Genomic DNA, 13,540 nt, shown 5'->3' on the forward strand with positions numbered 1-13,540 from the left:
TGCCTCCTTTAGCCGAAACTGGCGGCTAAGGTGGAGAGGATCAAGTTCCACCCGTCAACCAGAACAAATAGCATCAACTTAAAGGGTAACGACACTATCATGGGCGATAGCATCATCATACCCATTGCCATCAATACCGACGCCACGACCAAATCAATCACCAAAAACGGCAAGAACAGCATAAAGCCAATTTGGAACGCGGTTTTGAGCTCAGACGTTACAAACGCGGGGATCAGCACCGTCATCGGGACTTGTTCAGGCTCATCGACTTGCGACCCAGACATATTGACGAAGGTTTCCAAATCTTTAACCCGCGTTTGCCGGAGCATAAACTCACGCAGCGGCACCTGTACCCGATCAAAGGCTTCCCTTGCTGTGACTTGTTCATTGATATAAGGCTGAATCGCCTCTGTGTTCATTCGGTCAATCACAGGTGACATAATAAATAAGGTCAAAAACATCGCGATGCCAATGATCACTTGGTTCGATGGCGTTTGCTGTAACCCCATGGCTTGACGCAAAATGGCCATCACCACCACGATCCGAGTGAACGACGTCATTAAAATGACAACCGCTGGCAAAAAGCCCAGCGCGGTCATTATTGCCAGAATTTGCAACGTGACGGAGTAGTCTTCACTACCATCCGGGTTGACACGCATCGTGACCGCTGGGATCCCGCCTCCCGTATTGCGACCCACTTCTAAACGTGCCGCCTCACCGCTTTCGCTAATCGATTCGGTGGTGATGCTTTCTTGTGCTGGCGCGGCTTCTTGTTCGGCAGCAGCAAACGGTGTAAATAAGGTAGCTGCCACCCAGACCCAAGCGGCCAATAACATTCGTATCGTCATTTTCGATTCAACAGTTGGCTAAGCTGATTGGCAAAGCGAGAAGGCTTGTCAGACGCTGGCGTCGCCGTTGGAATGGGGTTATCCAGTGTTTTTAACACGTTCACGCTGGTTGCCGTTACGCCGATAACCAGCTGCTCGCCGTGGATATCGACCACCAGAATGCGCTCCTTTTGACCCACTGCCAATTGGCTGACGATCGTGATTCCGTCACTTTGCTGTGCCAGCCCCGGCACTTTTAATCGTCGCAGCAACCAGGCCAGAGCAAAGATAAGCCCAAGCACCAACCCCAGCGACAACAGCATTGTCACTATACTGACCTCGGGCGCCGCCGCCCACACGGGCATTGGCACCAAGAGTACACCCCAAACGCGTCGGTTCACCGTCATCCCTATCGTAGTTTCTTAATCCGTTCAGTTTGGCTAATCACATCCGTGAGGCGGATACCAAACTTGTCGTTAACGACCACCACTTCACCGTGTGCGATAAGCGTGCCATTGACCAGCACATCGAGCGACTCCCCGGCCAACCTATCTAACTCAACCACCGAGCCTTGGTTGAGCTGAAGCAGGTTACGGATGTTAATTTGCGTATGCCCCACTTCCATAGAAATGGTCACTGGAATATCGAGGATCGCGTCCAGTTTGCGCTGTTCATCCGCCCCCATTTTTTGCTCGCTGTCATCAGTGAGCTCTTCAAGTGGTGCCGCTTGTACATCATCAGAGCCCTCGGCATCAGATTGCTCAGCCAGGGCTGCAGCCCAATCATCGTCTACATCATTTTGATCCATGACGTCTCACCCTTGTTTACAGATTCTGATCACTGAGCATTACCTTGTTTATCATCGATGGGTAAATCTTCCTCGAGATCATCGAGTAGCTCAGGTTTATCCTGCAACAACGAAATATCCGATTTCGCCATTTCAGGACGCTTAAGTTTTTCCACAATTTTCAGTGCCAGCTTATCGTTAGATTGTCCCATCTTCGCGCGATAGGTGGGCAAGTCTTCCACGAACACCGTACACGCATCCGGCATATCAACCGGAATCACATCGCCTTTTTGCAGCTCCATCAGGTCGCGCAAGGATAAAGTGACATCTAAAAGCTTGGCACTCAATTCAACATTCACATCCAAGATTTCATCCCGTAGCGCTTTACTCCAGCGCACATCGGTATCCATCTTGTCACTTTGTACCCCTGCATCAAGTAGCTCGCGAATCGGCTCCAGCATTGAGTAGGGCATGACCATATGAATGTCACCGCCACCACCATCAAGCTCGATATGGAATGAGCTCACCACAATCACTTCTGAAGGGCTGACAATGTTGGCCATTGCCGGATTAACCTCTGAGTCTAAATACTCAAAAGCCACTTCCATCACGGGCGCCCACGCGTCTTTGTAATCCTCAAACATCAACTTCAGCAGCATCTGGATCACACGCCGCTCTGTCGGGGTAAACTCCCGCCCTTCAATGCGAGCATGAAAGCGCCCATCGCCACCAAAAAAGTTTTCCACCAATATGAACACCAGACGGGCTTCCATGGTGATCAAGCTGGTACCTTTTAATGGGCGAAAACGCACCATATTCAAACTGGTCGGCACGTACAAGGTGTTTTGATACTCGCCAAACTTCATCATCTGCACGCCGTTGATCGACACTTCGGCGGTTTTACGCAGCATGTTAAACAAGCTAATGCGCATATGACGGGCAAAGCGCTCATTAATAAGCTCGAGCGTCGGCATCCGCCCACGCACAATGCGATCTTGTGACGAGAAATCAAAGGAGACGGCACCCTCTTTATCCGCTTCGGGCTCGTTATCCTCCTCTTCAACGTCATCAACACCGTGAAGCAGCGCATCAATCTCGTCTTGGCTGAGTAAGTCAGTCACGTCATCACCTATTGCATCACAAAGCCAGTGAAGAGCACACGCTCTACCACCGGCTCGCCCGTTACTTTGATTAAGGCCGCGCGCACATTCTCTGCCGATTGGCGGCGAATTTCGAGCTGCCCCTGCGGTGTACGCAGTTGCTCCACCGTGGCCGCACCAAACGTATTAAGAAGCGCGTGCTCAATCAGCGGTAAGTTTTCTTTGGCCAAGGCTTCCATTTCACTGCCACGCACTAACAACTGGGTATTGACTTGCACCAGTCGTTGTTGCTCATCACCGGTGACATTAAAAACAAACGGTTTAGGCAAGGTGACATAAATCGCGGGCAGGGCATTGTTTTGTTCCTCGAGGACAATGTCTTCTTGGCTGCCGTCATCACCAGATAGAAAAAAGAACGCCGCACCGCCTACCGCCGCGAGCAATACAACGGCGGCGACAATGATAATGAGCAGCTTTTTCTTGCTCCCACCTTGCTCTGGGGTTGCGTTATCATCTGCCATGGCTGGTCTTGCTCCTTGTTATTTAAGCGTAGTAATCGACGGCGCGATCACTGTGTGAGACGTTCAGCGTTTGCCCGGCTAGCATGGCATCATCGCCATCATCCGGCCCTGTCGTGCCACGTGGTGCCCCACCTGCAGTGCCAGCACCATCGCCATGCTGGCCAGAGGCCATCTGTTGTGCACCACTGTCTTGCTGTTGAACCGACCCCTGGGCTAACTGTAGCCCTTGTTGCTGCAACATATCGCGCAATCTTGGCATCGCTTGCTCGACAGCATCACGCGCTTGCTGGTTCGCCACCGTGATATGCACAGAGGCTTGGTCGTTGTTTATCCCCAACTTAATTTGCATGCGTCCAAGCTCGGGTGGGTCGAGACGAATATCCACTTGCTTGAGGTTTTTAGACAACATGACATTGATTCGCTCAGTCAGTGCCGCGCCCGCGTCGCTAGGTGTTTGCCCCAAAGGTAGCGGGGCCTGCGCAGTTTGAGCGACCTGAATATCTTGCCGTGCTGTCGCTGCGTTTGCGCTTGGTGTGCCTAGACTGCTTGCCAATTGCTGGGCCAAGCTCTCGCCTCGTGAGGCCCCTTCCGCCGCGCTTGCAGCGCTGCCTGCAGCTAATGCGGCGTCAGTTTGAACCGCCTGTTCTGCCATCGCTTTCAATGCCGCTTTACTGACATTGTCTGACCGTTCATTTTGCCCGGCTAACATAGAAGCGGCATTCGGGTTGCCTGTTGCGCTACCTTTTACGTCAGGGTTTGCCATATTTTGTTGTAGGCCAGTCGCCTGTCGCAGCTTGTCAGCCAGCTCGTTCGTTTTCGTCGTCGCCCCTTCTTTGGCTAACAAATCTTTGAGCGCAGACTCTTTATTGACTGACGCAGCATCGCCTAAGGCAGACTCACCGGGCGCCATCTTAGCGGCGGCAGCCCCATGTTGACTCTCCTGCTGCGCCTTCATGGCCGCCCATTTGATCGCCGACCCATCCACTGGGAGAGATTGCCCCCCTTTAGGCATCTCACCACTGCTATCAAGCGCCACTTGGCGCCCAGCACCTTGTTCCAATGCGGCGCCACGATCTTGCGTGGCTTTAACCTGGGCGACTAACGCGGCGAGTTGTTCGGGCGATAACTGCGCCAATACCTCCTCCGCGGAAACCTCATCCGGTAGCGCTTTAGAGAGTTCGGCAAGCAGTGCTTGTTTGTCTACTTCACCCTCTTGACCCTGTAGGTCTACTCGCGCGTTACTGTCAGCGTCGCTCATCGGTAATGCATCGGCAGATAATGCCGTGGTATCCCCACCGGCAGGCAAGGTTTTGCCAGTAAGCATGTCCGCCGCTTGATTCAAACGCATTAATAAAGATTGGCTTTCTTCCATTGCCGTCATATCGGCAATTTTTTCCATCTCCGCCTCGCTGAAAACACCGTCAGCCAGCATGGCTTCCGCATCAATGGCCTGACCATCGACGAGTAAGGTTTTGCCATCAGGGGTTAGCTTGATAGACTCCCCTTGTCCTTCACTTCCATCGAGGGATTGATGCAAAGCGGACAAAAAGCCGGCACTTTGCTCTCCTTTCACCTCGCTGGACGCGCCCTCACTCGGCGCAGACAGGGTTTTACTCGAAACATTGGAAAGTGTCAGCATTGACTGCGTCATAAGTGTCTCATCATTACCTATGGTTACCTATGCGTCAGCTTGGCATCAGCTGGCGCGTCGGTAATGAGAAAGCAATTATCGCGCCATTTTATTGTGAAGAGAAGGGCGAGGGGCGTCGACGTGCGATAATCGCTGCCATTTCATCCATTTGTCGTTGTTCTTGGTAACGAGCACGCTCTGCTTCCTCACGTTCTCGTTTTTCTATCAGCCACTCTAGTGATTGCCGGTGCTGGCGGGTTTGTTGCCATGTCTGACGGCACTGCTCTAAATGATCTTTAAATTGATGCTCTGCATCTCTTTGTTTTGCCAAGGTTTCATCAAGCTGAACAATGAATTTATTTAAATGGCCAAAGGCGCTGGCCGATAAGCCTGACTGACCACGCTCAGACATCTGACGGCAATACTCAAGCCGGTACTGTTCAATTTGCTCCAACTGGCGATAGTAATCATCAAGTGATTGCTGAGCCGCGCTCACACTGAGCTGAGCCTGCTTTTCATCCTCTTGGGCTTTGTCTAACAGCAACTGAAGTGCGTGATCGGCCATCGGTTACCCCTGTAAGGTTGAACGCAACATGTTGACACACATATCAAAAGGAACCACTTCTTTGATCCCTTGCTGCAGATAATTGTCGAGCTTGGGCTTCAAACTAAACGCCTGATCAACCGCCGCATCACTGCCAGGTTTGTAGGCGCCTATCGAGACCAGATCTTGATTTTTACGGCACACGGACAACACTTGCCGCACCGCTTTCGACATCAGAATTTGCTCATCGCTGGTAATATTGGGCATCACTCGACTCACTGAACGCTCAACATCAATGGCAGGATAATGACCGCTATCTGCTAACTCGCGCGATAGCACAATATGACCATCGAGTATCGCTCGTGCTGCATCGGCAATGGGGTCTTGTAAATCATCCCCCTCGGTCAGCACGGTAAAAAAGGCCGTGATCGACCCCTGTCCAACGGCACCGTTCCCCGCGCGCTCAACCAGTGAGGGTAAGCGCGCAAACACCGAAGGCGGATACCCTTTGGTCGCGGGTGGCTCGCCCACTGACAACGCAATTTCGCGCTGAGCCTGCGCAAACCGCGTTAACGAGTCCATCAATAAGAGAACATCAAGACCCAGATCGCGAAAATACTCAGCAATGGTCAACGCCGTTTGGCAGCCTTTTAACCGCACCAGCGGTGAGGCGTCGGCAGGCGCGGCAACCACTACCGCTCGGGCACGGCCTTCTTCTCCGAGGATATCATCGATAAACTCTTTCACTTCTCGGCCACGCTCACCAATCAACCCCACGACCACCACTTGTGCAGTGGTACCGCGTGTCATCATCCCTAAGGTGACAGATTTACCCACCCCAGAGCCGGCAAACAAGCCGATACGCTGCCCTTTCCCCACCGTCAAAAGACCATTGATCGCTTTGATGCCAACATCAAGCGGCTCACGGATGGGTTGACGTGATAAGGGGTTAATGGGCATGCCCTCCAAGCTCGCCTGTTTATCCGTGTAGATGTCGCCTTTACCGTCCAGTGGATTACCCATGCCATCAATAACACGTCCCAACAGCTCCATACCCACCGAGAGTTGACTGCGTTCAGACAAAGGCGTCACTCTTGCACCTGGTAACACACCTGATACTTGCTCGTTGGGCATCAGATATAAAAGTTCGTCGGCAAATCCCACGACTTCGGCTTCAATGGTGCCATTAAGGGTTTCAACCGAACAAACAGACCCAATGGGCGCGCGACAGCCTATCGCTTCAAGTGTCAGCCCAACCATACGCACCAATTTGCCCGACGCCACTGGCTTGGGGGCTAAATTATCAAGCTGACATTGTTTTAACCGCTCAGCGAGTTGGCTCATTATGATTGCCCTGGATCCTCAGTCGATGTGGGTTCATCTTGCGTCGTGGCCGTGGCGTCTTGCTCAACGGGTTCGTCACTCGACGGCTCGCGCTCAGCGGTCGCTGATTCGTTGGCATAGGCGCCGGTATCAACAGGCTCTACCGTTGCGCCGTCTGATGGCGTGGATTGCCGGGGTTGATTCTGCCCTTGAAACTCTCTTAATAACGCGTCCACGCGGTCAGCATAGCGATAGTCGACCACTGAATCTTTGGCTTTTACATGGACGTCTCCACGCGAGAGTGCGGGCTCTGATTGCAAAGTCCAGTCGCGGGCAGCCAGCATATCGTCGTCATACGCATCGGTGACAATGGCATAGTCATCTGGATGCAAAGCAGCAGTAACCGGGTGGTCAGCCACTGGCAAAGCGGCAATGGCGGCCCGTAAGGTGTGTAGAATCACCTGAGGATTAGTGTCTAGCTCCACGCCTGTCAATGATTTCGTCAAGGTCTGGACCATCATCAACAGTTGTTGCTCGACATCGATATCCAGCTTTTCTAATGGATGACTTAGCTGATTGAGAATACTGTCAAGCTGCTGGCAACGCGCTTCAATTAGCGCTTGTCCATCGGCAAGGCCTTGCTCAAACCCCGCCTTTTTTCCTTCTTCATGGCCTTTCTCATGCCCTTGTTCTAAACCGGCTTCGAGCCCCTCAGCATGCCCCAGCTGCTTGCCTTCTTCATACCCTTCGTCATAGCCCTGCTGGCGAATAGCATCGAGGGCATCGGCGGTTAAAGGTTCGGGGGCTGGCTCGTTTTCCTCCGGCTCCACCTCAACGTCCGGCTCCCAACTGGGGTCGTAATTGAGTGCGGTCTCTTTGGGCAGGTTTTCGCCTTCGTTGTAAGGGGGCAGTGCCCACCTATCAATGCTTTCGGCATCGGACTCATCGACGCGGATATAGCCACGGCGTTTTTCTAAACTCATCGTTGCCCCTTACAAAAACGACTTAGACGAATTCATCGCCGCCGCCTCCGGTAAGCATGATTTCACCTGCATCAGCGAGACGGCGTGCGACAGATAGAATCTCTTTCTGCGCCCCTTCCACGTCTGAAACCCGGATTGGCCCCATGGCTTCGATATCATCTTGCAACATTTCTGCTGCACGTTTAGACATGTTGCGATAGATTTTCTCGCGCAAGTTATCTTCCGCCCCTTTGAGCGCTTTTTGCAGCACTTCTTGTGGTACATCACGTAGCAAGGTTTGTACGCCGCGATCGTCCACATCAATCAAGTTATCAAACACGAACATCAAGTCTTGGATTTGTGAGGCCATCTCTTCGTCTTGATCGCGAATCGAGTCCATCAACACCCCTTCGACGCTGTTGTCCATGTAGTTCATGATTTCCGCTGCCGCTTTCAAGCCACCAATTTTGGCCGCTTGTGCCCCTGCTTGACCTGCAAACTGTTTCTCCATGATCTCATTCAGCTCATGGAGCGCGGCTGGTTGCACTTCTTCAAGGTTGGCAATCCGCATCATTAAATCGAGACGGTCACGCTCTACAAATTGCGAGAGGATCTCTGCCGAGTGCTCGGGATCCAAATAGGATAAGACGATAGTTTGGATTTGCGGGTGCTCGTTGATAATAATGCTGGCTACTTGGCGCGGATCCATCCATTTCAGTGAGTCTAAGCCTTTCGAGCCGCTACCCAACAAGATCTGATCGACCAAGTTATTCGCTTTGTCCTCACCCAAGGCTGCCACCAGGGCGTTGCGCACAAAGTCTTCACTCCCCATCCCAATCGAGGTGTATTTTTGGATTTCCTCCAAAAAAGCACGATGGACCGCAGCCACTTTGTCCGAATTAAGGTCAGTCATCGAGGTCATGGCCGCGCCCACCCGTTGAACCTGTTTCGGCTCAAGGTGGCGAATGATACTTGCGGCGTCTTGTTCACTTAAACTGAGCAGCAAAATGGCGGCTTTTTCAATCCCACTCAACGAGCTGATATCGAAGTTTGAGCCAGCTTGCTCATCACCGCCTGTGGTTGCGACTTCATTTGCCATCTTCGGTTACCCAATTTTTCACCGCTTGTGCGGCCAAGTCTGGCTCATTGGCCACCAGCGCCCGCACCGCTTTTAACAAGTCTTCATCTTTATGTAAGTTTGGCAGCTCCACATCCGACGCTGACATCGCAAAGTTGCTAGAACCGTCAAGCTCAGAGCCTATCAAGCCAACATCATCCCCATCTGGGGTGATAGGTAAGCCATCTGGGCCAAGGATTTCGCCATTGGGCCCCACGGTATTGCCATCTTCGTCGGTATTTGGATAAAGCAGCTTTTTCATCGCTGGACGCACCAACACCACGATAATGACAATGATTACCAAGGCGGCCGCTAACCAACGTACCCAGTCATTAAAGTTGGGATGATCCCAAATCGGCACATCTTGCTCTGCCGCTTGCTCTGGCTCAACAAACGGGACGGCGATGACTTCAAGTACATCCCCGCGTTGTTCGCTAAAGCCCACCCCGCCCATTAAGAGACGGCGGATTTTGGCCAGTTCATCGTCTGACAACGGCTGCTTGACCGTATCCCCGGTTTCAGGATCGACACTTTGTTTAAAGTTCACCGCCACAGAAACAGTTTGCCGATCAATAACGCCTGACTGTGCGCGTCGGTGGCGAATGGTGGTGTCGAGTTCAAAGTTGCGGGTGGCTTCACGGCTCACTGAGCCGGTACCGCCTGCACCATTTTTAAGATCCCTGACGTCTTCCGGAATGGAGGCATCGGCCGGCGGTTGGTTGCTTAACGCCCCTGGAACACCCGCTACACGATCCGAGCCATTATAATCTTCGCGCGTATATTCGCTGCGTGTTGCCGGTGTGTTAGGGTTAAACTGACGCTGCGTTTCTTCTAGCGAACTGAAATCCAGTGACACGTCGACTTGCGAGGTATAGTTGCCCAGCCCTAGTACGGGGATCAGTATTGAGTCGATTTTTTCGCGCAATTGACGTTCTTGTTTACGTTCCAATTCGTACTCTTTGCGTCGCGCCGCTGACGCAGGATCTTCACTGCCAGAATTTAGCAAGCGACCATGTTGGTCGGTAACGGTGACGCGCGTGGGTTTTAGCGAGGGGACGGCAGAGGCGACCATATCAACAATGGAGTCCACTTCCTCTTGACCCAAGGTGTTCGTCCCTCCCAAGGTTAAGAATACCGTGGCCGACGCCTCTTGATTGTGGCGCACAAAGACACTCTGTTTGGGCATCGCTAACAAGACACGTGCTTTTCGCACTTGCCGCACTTCTTCAATCGCGGCGGCGAGCTGTCGCTCACGGCTAAGTTTTAAACGTTCTTGCTCGAGTTTTTGCGAGACGCCAAAACCCATGTCATTGAGCAAAATTTCATCGCCTTCGGCCGTGCTGGTATTCAGCCCTACCCGGGTTAAACCGAGACGAATCGAGGAATAATCGCTTGAGGGGACACGGATGGTATTACCATCCAACTGGTATTCTACTTTGTTTTGGTCAAGGTGATCCAAAACAGGGATCAGCTCTTCTGTTTCGTACGTACCCAGTGGCCGCATTTCGGGTTCCTGCACCCAAAAAAACAGCATCATGATCAGCGCGACACAAATCGCAACCGCTAACACCAAGATCAATTGGCGCACCATGTCGAGATCGCCAAATATCGAGTTTGACGATGCTGACTGCTCTGATGCGTCCGGATCTTGCGTGCTTTGCTCTGCGTCTAATGCCGCATCGGTTGATGGCAGTGCTGCTGCGCCATCTGAAACCGCCAGATCGGTGTTTTGGTTCTCTTCAGCCACTGATTAATTCCTACATTAAACAGGCATATTCATGAGTTCTTTATACGCCTCAACTAACTTGTTGCGCGTTTGCACGGTGGCATCAAACGCCACACTCGACTTGTTTCGAGCAATCATGACATCCGATAAGCTTACGTTGCGGTCACCTTCATCGAACCGTGTGGCAAGCTCACCCGACGTCTTTTGCAATCCATTTACATGGTTAATCGCACTGGCAAGCATATCGCCAAATTCTTGGCTGACTTGTTGACCGGTTGCAGGCTGAGAGACATTCTTCGCCGCTGCCGCCATGGCTTGCATCTCTTGCGTCAAGGCATTCGCTTTCATCGTCGATCCTTCCTGTGTCAATATTTTGTCAATTCAGTCAGATTTTCATCAGTCATCTTACCATGTGCAACTTTGAGACCACTTTCGCAAAGGCTGACGACTTTGGGTGATTACTGGGGAATATCAATCCCGGCGTCGCGCATTTTGGCGAGCTTATAGCGCAGTGTCCTGGGGCTGATCCCTAAGCGCTCTGCCACATCTTTACGCCGCCCCTCACAGGCTCGAATGGTCTCCAGTATGATGGAAAACTCCTGATCGCGTAATTCATTGCCTAACCCTGCACCATTAGACTGCGCTTCCATCGCATCATGACTCGGTACTGAGGATGACGTTGTCGCCGAAACGGTTGATTGGCTATCCATCACCTTACTTTGTAAACTCGAGGCATCTTGCCAGTCTTGCCCTTCAAGTAAAATATCTGTCGCTTGAATATGAGATTGGGTTGCCAGTATCAAGGCACGCTGCATCACGTTATCAAGCTCCCTGACATTGCCCGGCCAGGTGTAATTCAACAACTTTTGCTCAGCGTCAGGCTGTATGCTTGGGCAAGGGAGACCTTGTTTTTGACAATGCCGTGATAATAAATAGTTTGCCAGCGGGATGATGTCACCTGGGCGTTCATATAACGCGGGCCACGTGATGGGAAACACATTCAGACGGTAATATAAGTCTTCACGAAAGTGCCCTTGGGCAACATAGTCTTTTAGATCGCGGTTGCTAGTGGCAAGCACGCGCAAGTCAAGCTGAATGCTTTTGCGACCCCCGAGACGTTCCACCTCTCGCTCTTGTAACACACGGAGCAGCTTGGCTTGTAGCCCCAAATCCATCTCACTGATTTCATCCAATAAGATAGTGCCACCTTGGGCTTGCTCAAATTTTCCCGGACACGCTTGCACAGCACCGGTAAACGCCCCTTTTTCATAGCCAAAAAGGGTTGCTTCCAGCATGTTTTCTGGAATCGCGGCACAGTTAATCGCGACAAACGGGGCACTCGCGCGGGTGGAATGGTCATGGATATAGCGCGCCATCACTTCTTTACCCGACCCTGAGGGTCCAAGGATCATCACGTTGGCATCAGTGTTGGCAACCTTATCGGCCAAGGCTAACAAGGCGACGCTTTTAGGATCCTCTGCAATGGCATCCGAGTCGTCACTTTTAACCGGGGCGTAGCGACTGACCATATTAAGTAGCACTTCAGGCGCAAAGGGTTTGGCCATATAGTCGATCGCCCCCTCTTTCATGGCGGCGACCGCATCCTCAATGTTGGCATAAGCCGTCATGAGCAAAACGGGTAAATTCGGCATATGTGTTTTGATTGAGCGCAAAAGCGCCAAGCCATCCATACCCGCCATCTGTACATCTGAAACAACAATATCAATCGGCTCGGCTTTGAGTGTCACTAGGGCTTGCTCTGCACTGTCCGCCTCACGCCAATGGTATCCCGCCAAGGCTAGGGTATCGACCAGCGCCTCGCGCAAACCTTCATCATCTTCAACGATTAGCACTGTGGTTTGGCTCATTGTGTTTCTCCTACGCTCTTACCCTGCTCTGCCGCTACACCCTTGGCGAGCGGCAAACACAATGTAAAACAGGCCCCTTTTTCAGGCTCCGATTGTAAGGTGAGCTTGCCATCATGGGCATGACACACCATTTGCACAACGGCGAGGCCAAGACCTGTACCTTGCTGTCGTGTAGTAAAAAAAGGCTCTAAAACTTTCGCTTGCAGTTCAGGCGCAATCCCAGGACCATTGTCCGCAACAGACAGCAATAAATTATCGCCTTGTTGGCGCGAATCAACCACAACTTGGCAGCCCTTGCCTGCCACTTGAACGGCATTGACGACCAAGTTACTCAGCGCGCTGGCCAATGCATTGGGGTTACCGAGCAACGCAAGACTCTCATCATCACTGTTGATGGCAAAGTCAACATCGTGACCTTGAATCACCGCATCCACCATCGGCTCGAACTCGTTAAACAATTGCTCAACGGTAAACACTTTAACCACTTTGTTGTCGCCACCCTTCGCAAACAACAACATATCATTCACTTGCTTTTCCAAGTCATGTAGCCGGTCTAACAGTTTGAATTGAAACCGCTGCCGTGTCGCATCGTTGAGGTTGGGCGCGCCAAGATTCGACGCATATAAAATCGCGCTAGATAGCGGCGTACGCACTTGGTGCGCCAGCGACGCCACCATTTTCCCCAACGACGATAGCCGTTGCAGATCACTGACGCGCGACTGCAATAAACGGGTTTCTGTCATGTCGGTGATCAAGATAAGTTGCCCTGAATCGGACGCAGAAATGGCAAGCTTCACCCGACGACCATCTTTGAGAGAGACTTCGTGTCCATCATCATCTCGCGGCGAGAATGCGCGTTGAATCACATCAAACCATCGCTGCTGAGTAAGCGGTTCCCCAAGAAGGCGATGCGCCTCTGGATTGGCTTCAGCGACACGGCCATTCGCATCAAGCAAAATAACGCCTGCTGGCATCACATCGAGAACTTGCTTATACCGAGTGACTTGTTGATCCACTGATCCCAGTGGCGAAGATTGGGTTTCCATTTAGGCAACACACATTTCGATCAAGGTTTTACTCACTTAAGCAGAGATTGTGCCATAAAAATAACTAATATTATCAGCTAATTGAAGAC

General features: G+C 51.9%; 13 protein-coding genes and 2 pseudogenes. All 15 read right to left on the reverse strand.

Annotated features, from left to right (window positions below; translation table 11 throughout):
• Positions 1-8: 8 nt before the first annotated feature.
• The gene (gene fliP / locus WN56_RS10410) at positions 9-848 is read right to left on the reverse strand and encodes a flagellar type III secretion system pore protein FliP (RefSeq protein WP_046074939.1); all 840 of its coding nucleotides are present in this window, start codon (positions 846-848) and stop codon (positions 9-11) included.
• A complete protein-coding gene (gene fliO / locus WN56_RS10415; RefSeq protein WP_197075748.1) occupies positions 845-1,228 on the reverse strand; it encodes a flagellar biosynthetic protein FliO in 384 nt (127 codons plus the stop codon). Before fliO ends, fliP begins: the two co-directional genes overlap by 4 nt.
• Positions 1,229-1,236: 8 nt before the next feature.
• Positions 1,237-1,635 carry a flagellar motor switch protein FliN gene (gene fliN, locus WN56_RS10420; RefSeq protein ID WP_046074940.1) on the reverse strand — a complete coding sequence of 133 codons (399 nt, stop codon included), beginning with the start codon at positions 1,633-1,635 and terminating at the stop codon, positions 1,237-1,239.
• 29 nt (positions 1,636-1,664) lie between these two features.
• Positions 1,665-2,735 (reverse strand): flagellar motor switch protein FliM, encoded by a 1,071-nt coding sequence (gene fliM / locus WN56_RS10425; RefSeq protein ID WP_046074941.1) that lies wholly within the window; start codon positions 2,733-2,735, stop codon positions 1,665-1,667.
• A gap of 8 nt (positions 2,736-2,743) precedes the next feature.
• Entirely contained in the window at positions 2,744-3,235 is a 492-nt protein-coding gene (gene fliL / locus WN56_RS10430) for a flagellar basal body-associated protein FliL (protein WP_046074942.1), read from the reverse strand.
• A 22-nt stretch (positions 3,236-3,257) separates the two neighbouring features.
• Complete coding sequence (locus WN56_RS10435) at positions 3,258-4,886, reverse strand: flagellar hook-length control protein FliK (protein WP_046074943.1); 1,629 nt, start codon at positions 4,884-4,886, stop codon at positions 3,258-3,260.
• 88 nt (positions 4,887-4,974) lie between these two features.
• Entirely contained in the window at positions 4,975-5,430 is a 456-nt protein-coding gene (fliJ, locus tag WN56_RS10440) for a flagellar export protein FliJ (protein WP_046074944.1), read from the reverse strand.
• A 3-nt stretch (positions 5,431-5,433) separates the two neighbouring features.
• Entirely contained in the window at positions 5,434-6,753 is a 1,320-nt protein-coding gene (gene fliI, locus WN56_RS10445) for a flagellar protein export ATPase FliI (protein WP_046074945.1), read from the reverse strand.
• Positions 6,753-7,715 (reverse strand): flagellar assembly protein FliH, encoded by a 963-nt coding sequence (locus tag WN56_RS10450; RefSeq protein ID WP_046074946.1) that lies wholly within the window; start codon positions 7,713-7,715, stop codon positions 6,753-6,755. The genes fliI and WN56_RS10450 overlap by 1 nt, the downstream gene beginning before the upstream one ends.
• Positions 7,716-7,737: 22 nt before the next feature.
• Positions 7,738-8,793: a flagellar motor switch protein FliG gene (gene fliG / locus WN56_RS10455; protein WP_046074947.1), complete on the reverse strand. Its 1,056-nt coding sequence runs from the start codon at positions 8,791-8,793 to the stop codon at positions 7,738-7,740.
• Complete coding sequence (gene fliF, locus WN56_RS10460) at positions 8,783-10,558, reverse strand: flagellar basal-body MS-ring/collar protein FliF (RefSeq protein WP_046074948.1); 1,776 nt, start codon at positions 10,556-10,558, stop codon at positions 8,783-8,785. Before fliF ends, fliG begins: the two co-directional genes overlap by 11 nt.
• A 15-nt stretch (positions 10,559-10,573) precedes the next feature.
• Complete coding sequence (gene fliE, locus WN56_RS10465) at positions 10,574-10,885, reverse strand: flagellar hook-basal body complex protein FliE (RefSeq protein WP_046074949.1); 312 nt, start codon at positions 10,883-10,885, stop codon at positions 10,574-10,576.
• Between the two features lie 110 nt (positions 10,886-10,995).
• A pseudogene (locus tag WN56_RS17205) lies at positions 10,996-11,169 on the reverse strand (helix-turn-helix domain-containing protein); the annotation flags it as partial.
• 78 nt (positions 11,170-11,247) lie between these two features.
• A pseudogene (locus tag WN56_RS10470) lies at positions 11,248-12,405 on the reverse strand (sigma-54-dependent transcriptional regulator); the annotation flags it as partial.
• Positions 12,402-13,451 (reverse strand): PAS domain-containing sensor histidine kinase, encoded by a 1,050-nt coding sequence (locus tag WN56_RS10475; protein WP_046074951.1) that lies wholly within the window; start codon positions 13,449-13,451, stop codon positions 12,402-12,404. The pseudogene WN56_RS10470 and the gene WN56_RS10475, both read right to left, overlap by 4 nt.
• Positions 13,452-13,540: the final 89 nt, after the last annotated feature.

This window comes from Salinivibrio sp. KP-1 (assembly GCF_000968645.1).
In the GTDB taxonomy this organism is placed as follows: domain Bacteria; phylum Pseudomonadota; class Gammaproteobacteria; order Enterobacterales; family Vibrionaceae; genus Salinivibrio; species Salinivibrio siamensis.

Coding starts and splice junctions, on each gene's coding strand:
- fliJ (WP_046074944.1), bottom strand. CDS start 5,430: ATGGCCGATCACGCACTTCAGTTGCTGTTAGACAAAGCCCAAGAGGAT.
- WN56_RS10435 (WP_046074943.1), bottom strand. CDS start 4,886: ATGACGCAGTCAATGCTGACACTTTCCAATGTTTCGAGTAAAACCCTG.
- fliL (WP_046074942.1), bottom strand. CDS start 3,235: ATGGCAGATGATAACGCAACCCCAGAGCAAGGTGGGAGCAAGAAAAAG.
- fliE (WP_046074949.1), bottom strand. CDS start 10,885: ATGAAAGCGAATGCCTTGACGCAAGAGATGCAAGCCATGGCGGCAGCG.
- fliP (WP_046074939.1), bottom strand. CDS start 848: ATGACGATACGAATGTTATTGGCCGCTTGGGTCTGGGTGGCAGCTACC.
- fliN (WP_046074940.1), bottom strand. CDS start 1,635: ATGGATCAAAATGATGTAGACGATGATTGGGCTGCAGCCCTGGCTGAG.
- fliG (WP_046074947.1), bottom strand. CDS start 8,793: ATGGCAAATGAAGTCGCAACCACAGGCGGTGATGAGCAAGCTGGCTCA.
- WN56_RS10475 (WP_046074951.1), bottom strand. CDS start 13,451: ATGGAAACCCAATCTTCGCCACTGGGATCAGTGGATCAACAAGTCACT.
- WN56_RS10450 (WP_046074946.1), bottom strand. CDS start 7,715: ATGAGTTTAGAAAAACGCCGTGGCTATATCCGCGTCGATGAGTCCGAT.
- fliI (WP_046074945.1), bottom strand. CDS start 6,753: ATGAGCCAACTCGCTGAGCGGTTAAAACAATGTCAGCTTGATAATTTA.